This is a genomic window from Pseudarthrobacter chlorophenolicus A6 (genome assembly GCF_000022025.1).
Classification (GTDB): Bacteria; Actinomycetota; Actinomycetes; order Actinomycetales; family Micrococcaceae; genus Arthrobacter; species Arthrobacter chlorophenolicus.
In genome coordinates, this window is sequence record NC_011886.1 from 3,705,014 (window position 1) to 3,724,588 (window position 19,575).

A 19,575-nucleotide genomic window follows, 5' to 3' on the forward strand; every position below is an offset into this window, starting at 1 on the left:
GTCTTCCGCGGCTGCAGGCCGAGAGTTAGGACCAAATTCAATGAAGACCAGAAAGCTTCTAGCCCCGGCAATTCTTCCAAATATCACTGCTGTTTCCCTGTCCGCGCTGTTGCTCGCCGGATGTACCGCGCCTGTCGCGTCACCGCCTCGGGACAGTTCACCAACAACATCCGCCACGATGACGCAACAACCCTCACCAACCAGCACCGCCCCCAGTCCCTCGGCGACGACTGCACTGCCCACGTCATCGGAGCGCGCGGCGCCGGCATCCTGGCCGGAAGTAGTGGCCGAAGTGCAGTCCGGGGTGGGACAACTGAGCGTCACAGGCTGCGCCGTGAACTCCACCGGCACCGGCTTTCTGGTCGCTCCCGATCTTGTGGTCACTGCGGCCCACGTGGTTGACGATGCTGCAGCTATCAGCATCGACTTTGGCGGCACCTCGGTGGGCGGCGAGATCTTGGGGTTCAATGAACTTGCAGACCTGGCACTAGTTCGCCTGGAGTCTAAAGCGGCAGGCCATCAGTTCCAGTTTCAATCCTCGGAGCCACCAATTGGAACCGAAGTTGCCGCACTCGGCTTTCCTCAGAGAGAGTCGTTAACCCTTACCAGGGGTGTTGTAAGCGGGCTGAACCGCGATATCAACTTCGGGAGCGGAGTTATCGGCAACATGCTGCAAACTGACACCGCAATCAATCCAGGAAACAGCGGTGGACCTCTGCTCAACCTGGAAGGGAAAGTCACCGGAGTAGTCAGCGCAACCCGGAAGGACTCGGAAGGCATGGCCTACGCAGTCACCGCACCGAGAGTTACTGAAGCGGTATCAGAATGGCAAAAACGGGGAGTACCGATGGCACCCGTTGATTGCGGGGAGGCCCCCGCGCCAAATTCCGGGATATTCCCCATGAAAGTCAGCTCGAACCATGACCAGGCAAACAACATCGGCCAGGCCTTGTTACTGCACGGCCAAGGCATCAACCGCGGCGCTTACTCTGCAGCTTTCAAACAGTTCACACCGGAGTTGGGGGCAAGTTTCGGTGGCGAGGCAAAGTGGAGTGAAGGACTCGGCTCGTCCTACTGGACGAAGCTCGAGGTAGTCAACGTGACAGGGGCAGGAGATTCCCTGGAAGCCAACGTTCTTTTGCAGACACGACAGGACGCCGGACATGGAGTCGATGGACAAACCTGTTCCAATTGGCGAATCACCTACACCATCGTGTGGGACGGAGCAGCTTGGCGCATAGCCGGAACTTCCTTGCCTCACGGCAAGCCCCAACCCTGCAACTAGGCGACGCTGCAGCGCGCACAAAAAAGCGGACGACGGCGGGTGGGCACCCGCCGTCGTCCGCTTTTCTTTAGCCCTGATAAGTGTCAGGCGTGAGTTTTACGTTTCAGCCAGCCCCAGACGGCCGTGGCGACGAAAAGGACCAGGCCAATGATGGCCAGCCACAGCAGTCCCTTCACCACGAATCCGAGGACGGAGAGGACGAGCCAGATAATAAGCAATGTGATGATAATTCCCATACGGGAAGCTTAGGCCCTCTGAGCAGCGGAAACGGGCACCAACTCACACCTTGAAGTACTTGGCCTCCGGGTGGTTGGACCGCGTCAGTACGTAATGGGTTGGATCGACACCCCCTTGAAGGTCATAGTGGGAGGATCCTAGGGATTCGTTGTTTCCCGTGGATAGTCTGGGATTGGACGCCACCCGACGGAGGGTCAGTGAGAATGTGATCGAAGCAGTTGCCGCGGTAATCGGCCGGAACAACGTGACCATATCCGGGCGGGATGATGGGCCCGTGATGATGTTTGCCCACGGTTTTGGCTGTGATCAGGCGATGTGGCGGAAGCTGCTGCCCTATTTCGCTGATGATTACCGGCTGGTGCTTTTCGACCATGTGGGCGCAGGACACTCTGATATCAGCGCCTATGACTGGGAGAAGTACGGGTCCCTCAACGGGTACGCGTCGGACCTGCTGGAGATCTGCGCCGCCCTCGAACTGGAGGACGTCATCCTGGTGGGCCACAGTGTCGGCACGATGATTGCCGTGTCCGCCGCAGTGCAGGACCCCCACCGTTTCTCCCACCTGGTCCTGCTTGCTCCTTCACCCCGCCATACGGATGACCCTTACGACGGTTACGTGGGCGGGTTCTCGCGGGAAGACATAGAGGGCCTGCTGGCATCCCTGGACAGCAACTATTTCGCCTGGGCCGCAGCCTTGGCACCCATGGTCATGGGCAACCCGCAGGAGCCGGAATTGGCGGAGGACCTGCGGGCCAGCTTCTGCCGGACAGATCCGACCATCGCACGGCATTTCGCCGGGGTAACCTTTTTCTCCGATACCCGGCCTGAACTGACAAAGGTGCGCACCAGCTGCCTGATTCTGCAGTGCTCCGACGATCGGCTTGCCCCGCCGGAAGTGGGCGCCTACCTGCACAAGAATCTGGAACACAGCACCCTGGTGCAGCTTCAGGCCACCGGGCACTGCCCCCACGTCAGCGCTCCGGAGGAAACGGCCCGGGCGATTCTGCAGTACCTCGACACCCGCTCATGACAGCCGCTGCGGTCATACCTTGAAGTACTTGGCCTCCGGGTGGTGGAACACGAACGCGTCGGTGGACTGCTCCGGGTGCAGCATCAGCTCGTCGCTGAGGTCCATGCCCATCCGCTCCGGCTTGAGGAGTCCTTAAACAAATCGCCTATCGGAGCGTGTAGCCTGACACGTCGGCGACTATTTGAACGGTTGACCCCGGGCCGGACTCGGTGTTGGCGACCGTGACTTTGCCATCGCGACCTATGGGTAGATAGGTCAGGTTGGGCACCGTTTGCCCGGCGCCGTAGTTCACGTTGGAGGCGTTCGGTTTCGCGGATCGGGAGGCGTATCCGGTGAGGTATCCAAACGACGTCGGTTCCGTGACAGTCAGGTTGACCCACACACCCGCAGCGTTTTCGGGGACGCCGTTTATTCCCGCGGCCTGGAATGAGATTGTGCCTCCGGCCTTCACCGGCCCGGACGAAGTCCTCGTGTCCAGGAACCGGGTCGGCGTGATACTTCCGAAGGCTCCTGCGTCAAGTGGCATCCCGGGCAGGAAGTACCCGGAGACGTCGGCGACCACCTGTGTGGTACCGGATGAAGTGTTCGCGATCGTGACTTTCCCATCGGGACCGAGCGGTACGACGGCCAGGTTTGGTACCGTCTGGCCCGGACCGAAGTTCACGTTTGAGGCGTTCGGTTTCGCCTTGCCGGAGGCATAGGCAGTCAAGAACCCCGCGGACTTTGCCTCCGTGACGGTGAGGTTTACGACAGCCGCGGAGGCGTTGGACGGGATTCCGTTTACCCCGCCGATCTGCAACGAGATGGTTCCGCCAGCAGGGACCGGACCCGAGGATGTCCGGGTGTCCAGGAACCGGGTCGGTGGTTTGGCCCCGAATGCTCCTACCGCCGTCGGAGTTCCACCTTTGAAGTACGCAGCGACGTCAGCGATCACTTGCGTAGTACCGGATGAAGTGTTCGCGATCGTGACCTTCCCGTCGGCACCGAGCGGCACGACGGCCAGGTTCGGCACCGTCTGACCTCGACCGAAGTTCACGTTCGAGGCATTCGGTTTCGGTCCGCCGGAGGCATAGGCGGTAAGGAACCCGTCGGACTTCGTCTCGGTGGCAGTAAGGTTGACGACCACAGCGGAGGCATCAAGGGGCACGCCGTTCACGCCGCCGGCCTGGAATGAAACCGTACCCCCTGCTACGACAGGCCCCGAGGCGGAACGCGTGTCCAGGAACCTGGATGGGATGATCGGCACTGAACTTCCAGGCCCCCCTGACGCGGCGACCGGAGAATAAGTGAGGACGCCTACGTCTTTCGACTCACCCACCGTCGACTGCAATAGCGCCGCATTCGTCGTTTCAGTCGCGTTCCCCGAATACAACGTGCCGATACCGGGCACCTTGGCATCCGCGTTAACTTTCAGCTTGTATGAACCTGAAGATAAGCCACCGATACTGAACCGACCTGACTCGTCCGTGGAAGCGGAGCGCGTGACCAGGAAGCCGTCGTCGGTGAATGCCTCTACCAATGTGTCCGTCAGCGGGAAGCCATCAGGGCCGAGTACCTTGCCGGTAAGCACCCCACCGGAGATCAGTTGTGCGTCGTTCAGCTGTGTGGTCTGATCCGCTGCCACGGACACCGTCGCGGCCGCCGCGAGCCCGGCGGACTCATGCACGCTCCCGTAGAACTGGGCTTCGTCCGTTGCCGACCCATCAACGCGGTTGAAGGCAACCCGGTAGGTGCCGGGCGCCAGCCCGGAAACCTTAAACTTTCCGCCGGAATCCGCTAGGGGAAAATCTTGCCCGACCTGGTAACCCTGAGCGTCCAGCACCTGAATGCTCGTGGTTGTCGACGCGACGCCTGATGATGTCAGGACTTTGCCGGTAATCGAGCCTCCTGCTGTCAGTAATGCATCAATCCCTGATACCACCTGACCGTTTGCCACCGTGACTCTGGACGCCGACGCCGGAACGGATGCGGCGTTGAACCATTGATTCCCGTAGGTCACACCGTCTCGGCCATTCGTCCTGCCCCCGGAGCCCGAGAAACCAACGCGATAGTCGCCCGGCCACAACGGACCAATAACGTAGGAGTTGTTGCCAGAGGGGTTGCCCGTGACGCACTGCCGTGAAGCGGCAGCCCTGTTGAAATCAGCAGGACTGCCCCATGGCGTCGCACAGACCATGCCATGCAGCGGCCATGACCCGGCTTCGACCGGCGCCTCTCCTGCGATGAATCCGCCCGCAACCAGCGTCACGTCATCGAGCTTCTTTTCCTGGCCTGCTCTTAACTGTATGCGCTGGGCCGACCAGGAGTCTGGCACTCCTGGATAGAACGTCGAGGGCATCCTGGCCCCGGACCTGCCGGAAAACTCAACAGTAACGTCCCCAGGCGCGATACCCGCCAGCCTGTATCCGCCATCCAATCCCAACTGCGTGTCTCGGCCCCCCGCACTAACTTTGACGTCGGACGTCATCATTCCCGCCGGGAGGATTGCTTTTCCGGAAACAACGGCCCCGGGGGCCAAGACCGCGTCGATTGTTGCCGCTTGCCCCTCGCTCAGTGAACCCGCATGATGCTGGGGCCGAAAGTTTGAATCGCTCGCAGCTCCAAAGCCTATGCTGAGGCTGTAACGGCCGGCTGGAAGTGCGGTAAACGAATATGACCCGCCAAGAAGGGCCCCGTGCGTCCTTACAACGCACGATCCGGAACCGCACACGTTCACGGTTACGGAAATCCTGGTGGCATCCTCGCCTTCAGGAGCAGTGATAACGCCGGAAATGGATGCGGTGTCTGCAGCCATCGCGGGACCGGCTGTCACTGGAACCAGAAGTGCGGCGAGCAGAACGGCCAGTGAGGAGAAGATGCCTACTGCCCGCAATCGTAAAATTCCCATGACGATCTAATGCCCTCCGCTTGTGACTCGACAACGGCAGAAGGCCAGATGTCCCCCTGTATCTCCGGAAAGCATATAGCCGGCGTCAACGCTCGAGCGCTTACCCGCTGAATCGCACACGAATCCGTATCCGGACAAATCAGTCAGATACGTCTTCCTTGAGCCCTCTCTGAGCTGGGCAGATGTCTCAGGCAACTAACACGTCGGCCGAAAACCCGTTCATCCGGGTTCAGCTCCTCGGCCCTCAAAGTGCGTGGTACACCCGCAACTCACACCTTGAAGTACTTGGCCTCCGGGTGGTGGAACACGAACGCGTCGGTGGACTGCTCGGGGTGGAGCATCAGTTCGTCGCTGAGGATCACGCCCATGCGCTCGGGCTTGAGCAGCTCCACCACCTTGCGGCGGTCCTCCATATCCGGGCAGGCGGGGTAGCCCAGCGAGAACCGGGCACCGCGGTAGTCCAGCTTGAACAGGCCGGCCTTGTCCTTGGGTTCTTCGGCGGCGAAGCCCAGCTCCTTGCGGATCCGGGAGTGCCAGAACTCGGCCAGGGATTCGGTGAGCTGCATGACCAGGCCGTTGAGCTCGTAGTAGTCGCGGTACTGGTTGGCGGCGAACATCTTGGAGGTGAACTCCTCGATCTTCGAGCCGGCGGTGACCAGCTGCACCGGCAGCACGTCGATCTGGCCCGACTCGCGGGACCGCACAAAGTCGGCCAGGCAGAGGTGCCGGTCGCGGCGCTGGCGCGGAAAGCTGAAGCGCAGGCGCTCGGTGCCGATCGAACCGCCTGAACCGCCGTCCGGGGCGAGCAGGCCCGCGGCGCCCAGGACGCCGTCGCGGTCTTCGCCGTGGTGCAGCACCACCACGTCCTCGCCTTCGGTGACAACCGGGAAGTACCCGTACGCCACGGAGGCGTCCAGCATGCCCTCGCCGAGGATGCGGTCCAGCCAGTAGCGCAGGCGCGGCCGGCCTTCGCGTTCCACCAGTTCCTCGTAGGAGGCGCCGTCCTCGCCGCGGCCGGGCTTGAGGCCCCACTGGCCCATGAAGGTGGCGCGTTCGTCGAGGAAGCTGGCGTAGTCGTTCAGTGCTACGCCGCGCACAATGCGGGTGCCCCAGAACGGCGGCGCGGGCACCGCGTTGTCAGCGACGACGTCGGACCGGCCGGGCATTGCCTCGGGCTCGGTCACGGTGAAGGTGGGGCCGCTGCGGTGGATGCGCTTCTTCAGCGGCGGCAGGCCCACGGAGTTAGGGTCCTCGCCGCGGGCCACGCGGACCAGCGGTTCCATCAGGGCCAGGCCTTCGAAGGCGTCCTTGGCGTAGCGGACGGTGCCCTCGAACTGCTCAGCGAGGTCCTGCTCCACGTAGGCGCGGGTGAGGGCGGCGCCGCCCAGGATGACGGGCCACTTCTTCGCCAGGCCGCGGGACTGCAGCTCGGCCAGGTTGTCCTTCATCACCACGGTGGATTTCACCAGCAGGCCGGACATGCCGATCACGTCGGCGTCGTGCTCCTCGGCGGCGGCGATGATCTCGGCGATGCCCTGCTTGATGCCGATGTTGATGACGTTGTAGCCGTTGTTGGTGAGGATGATGTCCACCAGGTTCTTGCCGATATCGTGCACGTCGCCGCGGACGGTGGCGATCACCATGGTGCCCTTGCCGGAGGAGTCCGACTTCTCCATGTGCGGCTCCAGCAGGGCCACGGCGTTCTTCATCACCTCGGCGGACTGCAGCACGAACGGCAGCTGCATCTCGCCGGCGCCGAAGCGTTCGCCCACCACCTTCATGCCCTCGAGGAGCTGGTCGTTGATGATGGAAAGCGGGCTCATGCCTTCGCTGCGGGCCAGGTCCAGGTCCGCTTCGAGGCCCTTGCCTTCGCCGTCGATGATGCGGCGCTGCAGGCGTTCGCCGGTGGGCAGGGCGGCGAGTTCCGCGGCGCGCTGGTCCTTCAGCGCTGCGGTGTCGACGCCGGCGAACAGGTCCAGCATGATAGCCAGCGGATCGTAGGTGACGTTCCCGTCGGCGTCGTACTCGCGGCGGTCGTAGACGAGGTCCAGGGCCACCTTGCGCTGCTCCTCCGGGAGGGAGGCGAGCGGGACGATCTTGGCGGCGTCGATGATGCCGCTGGTGAGGCCGGCCTGGACGGCTTCGTGCAGGAACACGGAGTTGAGCACCATGCGCGCGGCCGGGTTCAGTCCGAAGGAGACGTTGGAGACGCCGAGGGTGGTGTTGATGCCGGGGTACTTGGTGGTGATCTGGCGGATGGCCTCGATGGTTTCGATGCCGTCGCGGCGGGTTTCTTCCTGGCCCGTGGCTACGGGGAAGGTGAGGGCGTCCACGATGATGTCCTCGACGCGCATGCCCCAGTCGTTTACCAGGGAGTCGACCAGGCGGGAGGCGATGGCGACCTTGCCGTCGGTGGTGCGGGCCTGGCCCTGTTCGTCGATGGTCAGGGCGATCACGGCGGTGCCGTGTTCCTTGACCAGCGGCATGATGCGGGCGAAGCGGCTGGTGGGGCCGTCGCCGTCTTCGTAGTTGACGGAGTTGACCACTGGGCGGCCGCCGATGAGCTCGAGTCCGGCCTGCAGGACGGGCGGTTCCGTGGAGTCGATGACAAGCGGGAGGGTGGAGGCCGACGCGAACCGGGAGACGATCTCCTTGATGTCCGCGACGCCGTCGCGCCCCACGTAATCGATGCAGACATCCAGCAGGTGCGCGCCCACGCGGACCTGCTCGCGGGCGATGTCCACGCAGTCGTCCCAGCGCTCCTCGAGCATTGCCTGGCGGAAGGCCTTGGAGCCGTTGGCGTTGGTGCGCTCGCCGATGGCCAGGTAGGCGGACTCCTGGTCGAAGTTCACGTGGTGGTAGAGGGAGGCGATGCCGGCTTCGCGCTCGGTGGGAATTCGTGCCGGTGCTGTTTTGTCTTCGGTCTCCACGGCCTTGGCGCGGAAGGGCGCTAGACGTTCGACGACGGCGGCCAGGTGCTCCGGCGTCGTACCGCAGCAGCCGCCCACCAGGCCCAGGCCGAATTCGCGGACGAACTGTTCGTGCGCGGTGGCGAGTTCGGCGGGCGAGAGCGGGTAGTGCGCGCCGTTGGGGCCGAGGACGGGCAGGCCGGCGTTTGGCATGCAGGCGATGGCGACCGTGGACTGCTTGGAGAGGTGGCGGAGGTGTTCGCTCATCTCGTCCGGGCCGGTGGCGCAGTTCAGGCCGATGGCGTCGACGCCGAGCGGTTCCAAGGCGGTGAGCGCGGCGCCGATTTCGGAGCCCATGAGCATGGTTCCGGTGGTTTCAACCGTCACCTCCACGAAGATGGGGAGGCGGATTCCCTTGGAGACGATGGCCTGCCTGCAGCCGTTGACTGCGGCCTTGGTCTGCAGGAGGTCCTGGCTGGTTTCGATGAGGAACGCGTCCGCGCCGCCGTCGATCAGGCCCTCTGCCTGCAGGGCGAAGGTCTGCTTGAGGTGGTCGTAAGTGGTGTGGCCGAGGCTGGGGAGCTTGGTGCCTGGGCCCATGGAGCCGAGGACCCAGCGCATGCGGCCGTCTGTTTCTTCGGCGGCTTCGGCGCGTTGGCGGGCGATCCTGGCGCCCTTGTTTGCCAGTTCTTCGATGCGGTCATCGATGCCGTAGTCCGAGAGGTTGGACCAGTTGGCGCCGAAGGTGTTGGTTTCCACGGCGTCAATGCCGGTGGCGAAGTAGGCGTCGTGGATGTCCGCGATGACGTCCGGCCGGGTGTCGTTGAGGATCTCGTTGCAGCCCTCCAGATTCTGGAAATCCGTCTCGAGGGACAGGTCCCGGCCCTGCAGCATGGTGCCCATGGCGCCGTCCGCAATGACGACCCGGTGGTTGACCGCGTCCAGGAGCGCCTGCGCGCGCACGGGCCGGGCGACGGACTCTATATCAAGAGCAAAACGGGGCATCTCAACAGGTTACGTGTGGGGGCTGACACGTTTCGCTGTATGTCTGTGTACTACGGCGGGGGCCTCCTTGCGGTCTGCTCCTCGGACGAGTCGGGCAGCCGGGAAGGGTCAGCGTCCAAATGCCCATAGCGAGTTGCGTGTAAAAGTCGCTGATCACATGTAGGTTTTTGCTTCACAGCTTGAAATTGCATCTGGCACGTAGACGTGACCAGTTATAGCGGCCTTACTGGGGGTAAGAATGGAATTCGCGGAAAAGCTTTCGGCTCTGGCGGCAAAGGTGCGGCAGCAGCGGGGTGTGATCCAAACAGAAGAGGCAACGAAGAACGCCTTCGTCATGCCTTTTATCTCGACGATCCTTGGCTACGACGTCTTCAACCCTATGGAGGTCGTACCTGAGTTCATTGCGGACGTGGGGCTGAAGAAGGGCGAGAAGATCGACTATGCCATCGTCAAGGACGGCGAAGTTCAGATCCTGATCGAGTGCAAGAAGTCGACTGAGCCCGTGAAAATCGAGCATGCTTCACAGCTTTTCCGCTACTTCGCGGTGACCAATGCTCGCATTGCGATCCTGACGAATGGAGAGGTTTACCAGTTCTTCACTGACTTGGACGCTCCGAACCGCATGGATGCCAAGCCGTTCCTCGTCCTGGATCTGAACGACATCGACCAGTCGCTGATCCCTGAACTCCAAAAACTGTCCAAAGACGTCTTCGATCTGGATTCGATTATCAGTGCTGCCGGAGAACTGAAATACATCGGCGAACTTAAGCGAACGCTCGCAGCGCAGTTCAAGGAACCAGAGGATGAGTGGGTCAAGTTCCTGACCACAAGGGTCTACACCGGTCCTTACACGCAAAAGGTTCGGGAGCAGTTCACCACCTTGGTTTCCAAAGCGACTAAGCAATTCCTTAATGACCAGGTCAACGAACGTCTGAAGAAAGCTCTTGGCAACCCCGGGTTTCCGCAGACCGAGGAGGCAACCATCCCCACCGCTGTTACCAGCACGCCGGTTGCCGAAGCGGATCTTGCGGAGGTCGACGCGCTGGAAACAACACTTGAGGAAATCGAGGGCTACCAGATCGTACGCGCGATCGTCTGCAGCGAGGTGAAGCCTGTCCGCGTAGCGCAGCGCGACGCAAAGTCCTACTTCGCAGTACTCCTGGACGACAACAACCGGAAGCCTATCGCGCGCCTGCACTTCAACCGGACCCAGAAGTACATCGGCATATTCGATGACAACAAAGAAGAGACCCGCGTTCCCATCAGCTCGCTTGAGGAGATCTACGAGCACACCGAAGCATTGCGCGCGACGGTAAAGAGTTACCTGTGACTGAGGTTGCTTCTGATCTCGATCGGCTACTCGTCGCAATTGCGGCGATACCAACACCAGGGAAAGAATGGCCCGGAGGGTATCCTGACCGCCAGAAAGCTAAGGTGAAGCGGTGTCCTTACCTCACTTAGACACCGAAAAGACGTTCGCGCTCATTGAAGAGATGAGTTCTGCCAGGAATTTGTTGGCTTATGGAACGCGCGTGGTTCGTACGGCCGCTTTCTTAGATACAACGCGAGACCCCATCTTGACCATGCTTTCAATCGGTGTCGAAAAGCTCTACAAGCTCACGCTCGGGCTTGCATCTCTGGACACCAGGCAATCGTGGCCCACCAAAGCCGAGATGAAGGGCTTTGGTCACAACTTGGCTGACATGCACTCATCTGTCATGACAGAGCTTTCGCGGCGAACGGCCGTCAGCACGTTATACGTACGCGGCCTATTGGCAGAGGTTGAGGCTGATGCCGTCGTCATCCCGCTCATCAACACTCTCGGTAGATATGGCCAGTCCGGGCGCTTTTACCATCTCGACCGCTTGGAGACACACCTCAGCCATGGGAAAGTCCCAGCGTCTACTGGCAGCGAATGGAGGACGCTGTGCTCAAAGATCGGCATATAGCAGCGGCATACACAGCGGCCATGGAAGATCCCTTGAAGAGCGCACCGTGGGACCATCTGCACACGTCGATCAACAAACGCATCGCCGACACCGTCGAGCGTCTTTGGATGATGATTGCTGTCTGTGGACGAAACCATGCGCTTGGTGACGCAGGGACCATTTTTGGCTTTGAGGTCCACCCAGATGCCGTTGGTCGGCAGTAACCCGACTGGCGCAGACCGATCCCGACGAAGTCTACTCAAACCTCCGCCACCGAAGCCGCGAACTGTGCCTCGTATAACCGCGCGTACGCCCACCGGCGGCAAGCAATGACGCGTGCGAGCCTTGCTCCACAATCTGCCCGGCCTCTATTACCAGGATGAGGTCGGCGTAGCGGATGGTGGACAGGCGGTGCGCAATCACGAAGGATGTTCGGTCGGACCTCAACGCGCTCATGGCCTTCTGCACCAGCACCTCGGCCCGGGTGGCCACCGAGGACGTCGCCTCATCCAGGATCAACACCGACGGCCTCGCCAGGAACGCCCGGGCAATCGTCAGCAGCTGCTTCTCCCCGGCAGAGACGTTGGAGTCCTCGTCGTCCAGCACGGTAACGTACCCGTCCGGCAGTAAGGGCACGAACCGGTCCACGTACGTCGGCTGCGCCGCCTCCAGGATCTCCGCCTCAGACGCCCCCGGACGGCCGAACGCGATGTTGTCCCGAATGGTCCCGCCGAACAGCCATGCATCCTGCAGCACTATCCCCATCCGAGAGCGCAGGTCGTGCCGGCTCATCGTCGTGATGTCCACGCCGTCCAGCGTGATCTGCCCACCGTCCAGCCCGTAGAACCGCATCATCAGGGAAGCAATTACGTCCAGCCGCGCAAAGGCCGAACGGAGACGCTGACCCCAACCGACTGGCCACTGACGCTAGGACTCGGCGCCGGGCCACCCGAGATAATCATCCCGGCTTAGTCATCGGCACAGCCTTCGGCGCACTGCCCATCGTAATTGACAGTATTTGTCATGCACTTATGACACATGTACTTTGGTTGAGTCGGCGCCGACAGGCGACGATGATTTACGAATTGGGGGATTCAATGAAATCGATAAGTTCCGAAGACTTGTCATTGTCCTCTCGACCATTGCAGCTCTGCATTTAGGAACGTTGACTCCGGCTTCGGCCGCTATTCCTGCCGGTGCGTCTTTCGGATCCGTCCGCTCCGAAGCTTCGCCAGCAGGTCCAACGAATCTAAGCCATCTGGGGCCGGAAAAGGCCGCTCCTTCTGACACCCCGGGGACAGATGATGTGGCCGGTCAGTACTACTCCTTTTGCATCTGGTGGAACGGAAAATCAGCCCTTTGGACCAACAATGACCCGTACGCTTGCGAAGGCTGGCTCGATGTCTACATCAACGGCCAACATGTCGCCCACCTCCAGAATGGAGGGGAACCTCTCGCGTCCATCAGCTGTCAGCTTTCGGTCGCCACGGGCGTGATGCAGGTCTTCACGGGTGGCCTCTACAGCGGATGGGGTATGGCAAATTGGCTTTGGAGTTCATGGATTACTGGAATGGTCTGTCGTGAATAATAGCGTAAGGACCTTTACAGACGTGAGGAGTTGCGAAAATGAATACTAGACCACAAATTGCCGGACTCGTTGCAGGAATTTTCATGCTTGTATGGGCCGCCATATTTCTGACGTGGACGCCCGTCGATTCGCTTCGGCTGATTACCGGAATTGTGTTGGTGCCGTTAGGGCTGTGGCTGGTGGCCCGCTACATCGTTCTGCGTCGTCGGGCGGAGCGTACGTCACCGGCAACGGAGCCAAAGCCATAGCTCACACTTCCGCCGCCGGCGCCGCGAACTGGGCCTCATACAACCGGGCGTACGCCCCACCGGCAGCCAGCAGCGAAGCGTGCGTGCCCTGCTCCACGATCTGGCCGGCCTCCATCACCAGGATGAGGTCGGCGTCGCGGATGGTCGACAGGCGGTGCGCGATCACGAAGGATGTCCGGTCGGACCGCAAAGCACTCATGGCCTTCTGCACCAGCACCTCGGTCCGGGTGTCCACCGAAGAAGTTGCCTCGTCCAGGATCAGCACCGACGGCCGGGCCAGGAACGCCCGCGCAATGGTCAGCAGCTGCTTCTCCCCCGCGGACACGTTCGCGCCCTCGTCGTCCAGCACGGTGTCGTACCCCTCCGGCAGCGACCGCACGAACCGGTCCACGTACGTCGCCCGGGCAGCCTCAAGAATCTCAGCTTCAGTAGCCGAGGGCCGCCCGTACGCGATGTTGTCCCGGATGGTCCCGCCGAACAGCCACGTATCCTGCAGCACCATCCCCATCCGCGAGCGCAGCTCCCGCCGCGGCACCGAGGTGACGTCCACGCCGTCGAGCGTTATCCGCCCGGCATCCAGCCCGTAGAACCGCATCATCAGGTTCACCAGCGTGGTCTTGCCCGCACCCGTAGGGCCAACGATCGCCACCGTCTGCCCCGGCTCCGCCACCAAGGACAACCCAGTAATCAGCGGCTTCTCCGGCGAATACGAGAAGGACACGTCCTCGAACACCAGCCGCCCCCGCCCGAACACCGGCGCAGCAGAGGCGGCAGGCTCCACCGATTCCTCCTCCTCGTCCAGCAGCTCAAACACCCGCTCCGCCGACGCCACCCCGGACTGCAGCAGGTTGGCCATGGACCCCAGCTGCGCCAGCGGCATGGTGAACTGCCGCGAGTACTGGATGAACGCCTGCACGTCGCCCAGCTGCATGGCCCCGGACGCCACCTGCAGCCCGCCCACCACGGCGATCCCCACGTACACCAGGTTCCCGATGAACGTCATGGCCGGCATGATCAGCCCGGAAATGAACTGGGCCCCGAAGCTCGCCTCATACAGCTCCGCGTTCTTCTGCCGGAACCGCTCCCCCACCTCCTGCTGCCGGCCGAACACCTTCACCAGCGCATGCCCGGTGTACGTCTCCTCGATCTGTCCATTTAACTCACCTGTGTTTTTCCACTGGGCCACGAACAGCTTCTGCGAGCGCTTGGCAATCAGCGCCGTGATTACCAGCGTCAGCGGAATGGTCACCAGCGCGATCAGCGCCAGCGTGGGCGAGAGGATCACCATCATCACCAGCACGCCCACCACGGTCAGCACGGACGTGACCGCCTGGCTGATGGTCTGCTGCAGGCTCTGCGAAATGTTGTCCACATCGTTGGTGACCCGGCTGAGCAGCTCACCGCGCTGGATCGAATCGAAGTACCGCAGCGGCAACCGGTGGATCTTCGCCTCGATCTCCCCGCGCAGCCCGAACACCGTCCGCTGCACCACCCCGTTCAGCACGTACGCCTGGATCCACATGAACGCCGACGCCAGCACATACAGCACCAGCGCCCACGTCAGCACGCTGCCCAGCGCCGCAAAGTCGATCCCCTGCCCCGGCACCAGGTTCATGGCGCTGAGCATGTCCGCCCGCTGCCCGTCACCCGAGGCCCGCAGCTGGGCGACCACCTGCTCCTTGGTCACCCCCGGCGGCAGCTGTTTGGACACCACGCCGGCGAAGATCAGGTTGGTGCCCTCACCCAGCAGCCGCGGCCCGATTACGGACAGCGCCACCCCGGCCACCGCCGTCACGAACACCAGCAGCAGCCACGCCCTCTCCGGCTGCAGCGTCGCCAGCAGCCGCCTGGCGGTGGGCCAGAAGTTCATCGCCTTTTCCGCCGGGATGTTCATCCCGCCAAAAGGTCCGCCACGCCCCGGTCCGCCTGCCGGCCGGGGAATGCGTACGACGGCGGCGCCACCCGTTGCGGGGGAGGGCGCGGCTTTGGTGCCGCTTGCGGGAGTGGGTTCCGGGCTCATACCGTCTCCTCCGCCGCCAGCTGGGAGGAGACGATCTCACGGTACGTCTCCGAGGTTTCCAGCAGCTCGCTGTGCGTTCCGCGCCCCACGATCCTGCCGTCGTCGAGCACCAGGATCTGGTCCGCGTCCACGATGCTGGAGACGCGCTGGGCGATGATCACCAGGGTGGCACCGGACGTACTCCGTTTGAGGGCCTGCCGCAGCCGGGCGTCCGTGCCGGTGTCCAGGGACGAGAAGGAATCGTCAAAGATATACAGCTCGGGCCGCTTCACCAGCGCCCGGGCGATGGCCAGCCGCTGCCGCTGCCCGCCGGAAACGTTGGTGCCGCCCTGGCTGATCGGCGCGTCCAGCCCGCCGTCCATCTCCGCCACGAAACTCCGGGCCTGGGCGATGTCCAGCGCCTCCCAGCATTCCTCGTCCGTGGCGTCCGGCTTGCCGTACTGCAGGTTGCTGCGGACCGTACCGCTGAACAGGTAGGGCCGCTGCGGCACCAGGCCGATGTGCCCCCACAGCAGGTCCGGGTCCAGCTCGCGCACGTCCACCCCGTCCATCCGGACCGAGCCGGAGGTCGCATCGAACAGCCGCGGCATCAGGTTCACCAGCGTGGTCTTGCCCGCGCCGGTGCTGCCGATCACCGCGGTGGTCTGCCCTGCCCTGGCAGTGAAGCTGATCCCGGTGAGGACCGGCTGATCGGCACCCGGGTAGGCGAATCCGACGTCGGCCATCTCCAACTCGCCGCGACGCACCTTGCTGCTCCGGGGCCTCACCGGCGGCCGGACGCTGGACTCCGTGCCCAGCACCTGGCCGATCCGGTCCCCGGAGACGGCCGCGCGCGGGATCATCACCGCCATGAAGGTGGCCATCATGACGGACATCAGGATCTGCATCAGGTAGCTCAGGAACGCGATGAGGGTGCCCACCTGCATGGACCCGTCCTCGATCCGGAACGACCCGAACCAGATCACCGCCACGCTGGAGATGTTGAGCACCAGCATCACGGTGGGGAACGCCAGCGCCATCAGCCGGCCCGCCCGCAGCGCGGTGTCCGTGACGTCCTCGTTGGCCTGGCCGAACCGGGCCGTCTCAATGTCCTCGCGGACGAACGCCCGCACCACCCGGATGCCGGTGAGCTGCTCGCGGAGCACCCGGTTCACGGTGTCGATCCGCTTCTGCATGACCCGGAACAGCGGCACCATCCGGACGGTGATGAGCGCGACAGCCACCAGCAGCACCGGGACGGCGACGGCGATCAGCCAGGACAGCTGCACGTCCTGCCGGATGGCCATGATCACCCCGCCGATGCTGAGCATGGGCGCGACGACCAGCATGGTGGCGGACATGAGGACCAGCTGCTGGACCTGCTGCACATCGTTGGTGGAGCGGGTGATCAGGCTGGGCGCGCCGAACCTGGTGACCTCCTGCTCGGAGAACCCGCCCACCCGTTCGAAGATGGCCCCGCGCAGGTCCCGGCCCACGCCCATGGCCGCCTTCGCCGCGAAGTATACGGCGATGACCGAGCACACGATCTGCAGCAGCGTGACGCCCAGCATCACCCCGCCCAGGCTGAGGATGTGCCCGATGTCGCCCTTGGCCACGCCCTCATCGATGATGTCCGCGTTCAGGGTGGGCAGGTACAGCGACGCGATGGACTGCGCCAGCTGGAAAATGACGACGGCGGCCAGCAGCTTTTGGTGCGGCCGCAGGTATTCAACAAGCAACTTCCAGAGCATGCGTGGCTCCCACTGACGGAGTGTCCACAAAACGTGGTGCGAGCGTCAGTTTACGTCCGCTGGAAGCTGTTGATCCTGCGAGTTGGCTGGGAAAAACTGCGGTTCACTGTGGGCGTACCGGGGCCATACCGGTGCGGGCTGCTTTTCCTTACGTCCAGAAGTCGGCGGCCTTGGCGGTGTCCTCCTGGAACTCGGTAACCTCTGTGACTTTGCCGTCCTTGTCGCAGGACAGGCCGCCGCTGCCGCCCACGGGGTAGGCGGTGCCCAAAGAACCCTTGAAGGAGCCCGCCACGCGGGCGGACACAGCACCCGGCCGGGAGCTGTGTCCGCTTCAGAAGGTCCCGAAGGATCGTGCTGCCTACTGTGCGATGGTGGGGGCCACAGCATCCTTCGCCACATTGGTAGCAAGGGGCTTGGGCCGGGTCTTGGGTCCGAAGATGGCCAGGACCACCGCCCCGAACAGCCAGGTACCGGCGATGAAGTAGAACACGCTCTGGTAGCCGCTTCCCGTGTAGAGGCCTGCGATGATCAGCGGACCCGCTGCGTTGGAGAGCCTGCCCAGGCCATAGGAGACCCCGGTACCCAGGGAACGTCCGGCGGTGTCGAAGACCTCTGGCGAGTAGGCGTAGGCCAAGGCTGTATAGCCGCGTTCGAAGAGGTTCACCAGGAAACCGAAGACCACGATCAGGACCGGGTTGAACGTCAGCCCGTAGAACAGGCCGCACACGGCGATGGTGGTTCCGAAGACCACCAGGCACCACTTGCGTTCGAACCGGTCCGTCACCAGGGAGGCCAGGTAGGAACCCAGCGGTGCGCCCACGGTGGTCAAAGCGACGTAGAAGATCGAATCGCTGACGCTGAACCCCTCCTGGGCCAGCAGGGTCGGTGCCCACGAGGAGTAGCCAAAGAACCCGATGGTCTGGGTCACCCAGAGCACCGTCAGGAGGATGGTGGGGCCAAGGTACTTCTTCTGGAGCAGCAGCTTGTAGGACGCCTTCGGTTTGCTCTTCGTGGCTGCGGCGGCAGCGGGAGCAGGGGCAGGTTCCGGCAATGCCCCCTTCTCGGCGGTGACCTGCGCTTCCATCTGCGTCAGCAGCGCATCAGCTTTGTCGAACTGGCCCTTGCTCTCAAACCAGCGCGGTGACTCCTTGAGGTGCCGGCTGAACAGGAGGAAAACGATGCCCATGGCGCCCCACAGGTAGACCAAACGCCAGGACCAGTCGCTGAGCGGAACCACCCAGCTGGCCAGGAGGTTGGTGGCAGGCGTACCGCAGATGCCGATCACAATGGCGTACGCCTGGTACTTGCCCCGGACCGCAGCCGGGAAGATCTCGTTCACGTAGATCACTGCGACGACGGTCATCGCCGCCAGGCCGGCCGAGGTCAGGACCCGGAAGACGCCCAGGGAGATGATGTCCCAGGAGAACACCGCCGCGAAGGAAAAGACCGAAAACCACACGGTGGTGATGGCGAGGGCCTTCTTGCGTCCCCACCGGTCAGCCAGCCAGCTGGCGATCAGGGAGCCGAAGAACATGCCCACGAAGGACAGCGAAGTGACGTAGGCGATCTGGTTGATGGTGACGCCCCACAGCTTCACGAGCTTGGGGACCGTGGTGGCAAAGCTGTTGATGTCCGCGAACTCAAAGAAGTAGGCGAAGGACACGGCGATCAGGGTGATCTTGTGCAAGCGGGATATGGGAAGCCGGTCGAGCCGGTTCGCAGCATTGGAGTGCATCATTGGAGTCCTCTGGTGTGTTCGGGGGGTGCCGGCTAGGCCCGGGCGTCTTCGCCCGGCCAATAGAGCCGCATGGGGTTGGCAACGAGCAGCTGGTGCTGCTGTTCGGTGGTTACGGCCACCTGCGGGATGTAGTCCACCAGCAGGCCGTCGTCGGGCATGTGCCCTTTAAGGTTTGGGTGGGGCCAGTCGGTGCCCCACAGGACGCGGTCCGGGAATTCCTGGACCACGCGCCGGCCGAACGGGACCGCATCGGTGTACGCGTGCTGCTCGCCGTCCAGCGCGGGAGGCCCGCTCACGCTCAGCCGCTCCGGGCAGCTCACCTTGACCCACACATCGTTCCGGTCCACGAACCGCAGGAACCTGCTGAACTCGGGGCCGTCCACGGGTTTGGTGACATCCGGCCTGCCCATGTGGTCCACCACCAGCGGGGTGGGAAGCGAACCGAAGAAGCCTTCCAGCCCCTCCAGGTCCTCGCCTTCGAAGTAGATCACCACGTGCCAGCCCAACGGCGCGATCTTCCGGGCAATCTCGGCCAGATCCTCCTGGGGAGCGGAGCTCACCAGGCGCTTGAGGAAGTTGAACCGGACGCCCCGCACCCCCGCTTCATCCAGGCGGCGGAGTTCGGCTTCGGAAATGTCCGGCCGGACGGTGGCGACGCCGCGGGCCCTGCCGCCTGCCGACTGGACGGCGTCCACCATGGCGCTGTTGTCCGCCCCGTGGCAGGTTGCCTGGACAATGACGTTGCGGCTGACACCCAGGTGGTCGCGCAGGGCAAACAGATCCTCCTTGCCGCCGTCGCACGGGGTGTACTTACGTTCCGGCGCGAACGGAAACTCTGCGCCCGGGCCAAAGACATGGCAGTGGGCGTCCACCGCACCGGCAGGCAGCTGGAAGCGCGGCGTGGAGGGGTTGGCATACCAGTCAAGCCACCCGGGAGTCTTGGTGAAAGTCTCCATGGAGATACTCTGCT

At 63.1% G+C, this 19,575-nt stretch carries 14 protein-coding genes and 2 pseudogenes; 6 read left to right on the forward strand and 10 right to left on the reverse strand.

Translation table 11 applies throughout. From position 1 onward, the window contains the following. The first annotated feature begins 334 nt into the window (after positions 1 to 334). Complete coding sequence (locus ACHL_RS23860; protein WP_244266483.1) at positions 335 to 1,285, forward strand: S1C family serine protease; 951 nt, start codon at positions 335 to 337, stop codon at positions 1,283 to 1,285. Positions 1,286 to 1,368: 83 nt separating this feature from the next. Here ACHL_RS23860 and ACHL_RS24500 read toward each other — a convergent pair whose 3' ends face one another. After that, positions 1,369 to 1,521 (reverse strand): hypothetical protein, encoded by a 153-nt coding sequence (locus ACHL_RS24500; RefSeq protein WP_015938498.1) that lies wholly within the window; start codon positions 1,519 to 1,521, stop codon positions 1,369 to 1,371. 206 nt (positions 1,522 to 1,727) lie between these two features. Between ACHL_RS24500 and ACHL_RS16795 the strand changes: the two genes are divergently transcribed. Next, a complete protein-coding gene (locus ACHL_RS16795) occupies positions 1,728 to 2,552 on the forward strand; it encodes an alpha/beta fold hydrolase (RefSeq protein ID WP_015938499.1) in 825 nt (274 codons plus the stop codon). Positions 2,553 to 2,564: 12 nt separating this feature from the next. Here the strand turns inward: ACHL_RS16795 and ACHL_RS24225 are convergent. The 3 genes and pseudogenes from ACHL_RS24225 to metH all read right to left on the reverse strand — a co-directional run. After that, positions 2,565 to 2,681 (reverse strand): annotated as a pseudogene (locus ACHL_RS24225) (vitamin B12 dependent-methionine synthase activation domain-containing protein); the annotation flags it as partial. A 16-nt stretch (positions 2,682 to 2,697) separates the two neighbouring features. Further along, positions 2,698 to 4,968, reverse strand: coding sequence for a carboxypeptidase-like regulatory domain-containing protein (locus ACHL_RS23865; protein ID WP_157672502.1), 2,271 nt, complete (start codon positions 4,966 to 4,968; stop codon positions 2,698 to 2,700). Positions 4,969 to 5,708: 740 nt separating this feature from the next. Continuing rightward, positions 5,709 to 9,353, reverse strand: a complete 3,645-nt coding sequence (gene metH, locus ACHL_RS16805; protein WP_015938501.1) for a methionine synthase — start codon at positions 9,351 to 9,353, stop codon at positions 5,709 to 5,711. A gap of 238 nt (positions 9,354 to 9,591) precedes the next feature. Here metH and ACHL_RS16810 point away from each other — a divergent pair, with 238 nt between their 5' ends. The 3 genes from ACHL_RS16810 (at position 9,592) to ACHL_RS24230 (ending at position 11,505) form a co-directional block, all read left to right on the forward strand. After that, positions 9,592 to 10,683 carry a type I restriction endonuclease gene (locus ACHL_RS16810; protein WP_015938502.1) on the forward strand — a complete coding sequence of 364 codons (1,092 nt, stop codon included), beginning with the start codon at positions 9,592 to 9,594 and terminating at the stop codon, positions 10,681 to 10,683. A gap of 247 nt (positions 10,684 to 10,930) precedes the next feature. Further along, a complete protein-coding gene (locus ACHL_RS16815; RefSeq protein WP_139187394.1) occupies positions 10,931 to 11,302 on the forward strand; it encodes a hypothetical protein in 372 nt (123 codons plus the stop codon). 20 nt (positions 11,303 to 11,322) lie between these two features. Then, the gene (locus ACHL_RS24230) at positions 11,323 to 11,505 is read left to right on the forward strand and encodes a hypothetical protein (protein ID WP_139187392.1); all 183 of its coding nucleotides are present in this window, start codon (positions 11,323 to 11,325) and stop codon (positions 11,503 to 11,505) included. A 35-nt stretch (positions 11,506 to 11,540) separates the two neighbouring features. Here ACHL_RS24230 and ACHL_RS16820 read toward each other — a convergent pair. Next, positions 11,541 to 12,148 (reverse strand): annotated as a pseudogene (locus ACHL_RS16820) (ABC transporter ATP-binding protein); the annotation flags it as partial. A gap of 178 nt (positions 12,149 to 12,326) precedes the next feature. Between ACHL_RS16820 and ACHL_RS24235 the strand changes: the two are divergent. Further along, a complete protein-coding gene (locus ACHL_RS24235; protein ID WP_139187390.1) occupies positions 12,327 to 12,869 on the forward strand; it encodes a hypothetical protein in 543 nt (180 codons plus the stop codon). Between the two features lie 249 nt (positions 12,870 to 13,118). Here ACHL_RS24235 and ACHL_RS16825 read toward each other — a convergent pair whose 3' ends face one another. The 5 genes from ACHL_RS16825 to ACHL_RS16840 all read right to left on the reverse strand — a co-directional run bounded on the left by ACHL_RS16825 (position 13,119) and on the right by ACHL_RS16840 (position 19,561). Then, the gene (locus ACHL_RS16825) at positions 13,119 to 15,137 is read right to left on the reverse strand and encodes an ABC transporter ATP-binding protein (RefSeq protein ID WP_015938506.1); all 2,019 of its coding nucleotides are present in this window, start codon (positions 15,135 to 15,137) and stop codon (positions 13,119 to 13,121) included. After that, the gene (locus ACHL_RS16830) at positions 15,134 to 16,867 is read right to left on the reverse strand and encodes an ABC transporter ATP-binding protein (protein ID WP_015938507.1); all 1,734 of its coding nucleotides are present in this window, start codon (positions 16,865 to 16,867) and stop codon (positions 15,134 to 15,136) included. Before ACHL_RS16830 ends, ACHL_RS16825 begins: the two co-directional genes overlap by 4 nt. A 148-nt stretch (positions 16,868 to 17,015) precedes the next feature. Beyond that, positions 17,016 to 17,171: a hypothetical protein gene (locus ACHL_RS24240; protein ID WP_015938508.1), complete on the reverse strand. Its 156-nt coding sequence runs from the start codon at positions 17,169 to 17,171 to the stop codon at positions 17,016 to 17,018. Between the two features lie 54 nt (positions 17,172 to 17,225). Next, the gene (locus tag ACHL_RS16835) at positions 17,226 to 18,605 is read right to left on the reverse strand and encodes an MFS transporter (RefSeq protein WP_015938509.1); all 1,380 of its coding nucleotides are present in this window, start codon (positions 18,603 to 18,605) and stop codon (positions 17,226 to 17,228) included. Positions 18,606 to 18,637: 32 nt separating this feature from the next. Then, positions 18,638 to 19,561 carry an amidohydrolase family protein gene (locus ACHL_RS16840; protein ID WP_015938510.1) on the reverse strand — a complete coding sequence of 308 codons (924 nt, stop codon included), beginning with the start codon at positions 19,559 to 19,561 and terminating at the stop codon, positions 18,638 to 18,640. Between the last annotated feature and the right edge of the window lie 14 nt (positions 19,562 to 19,575).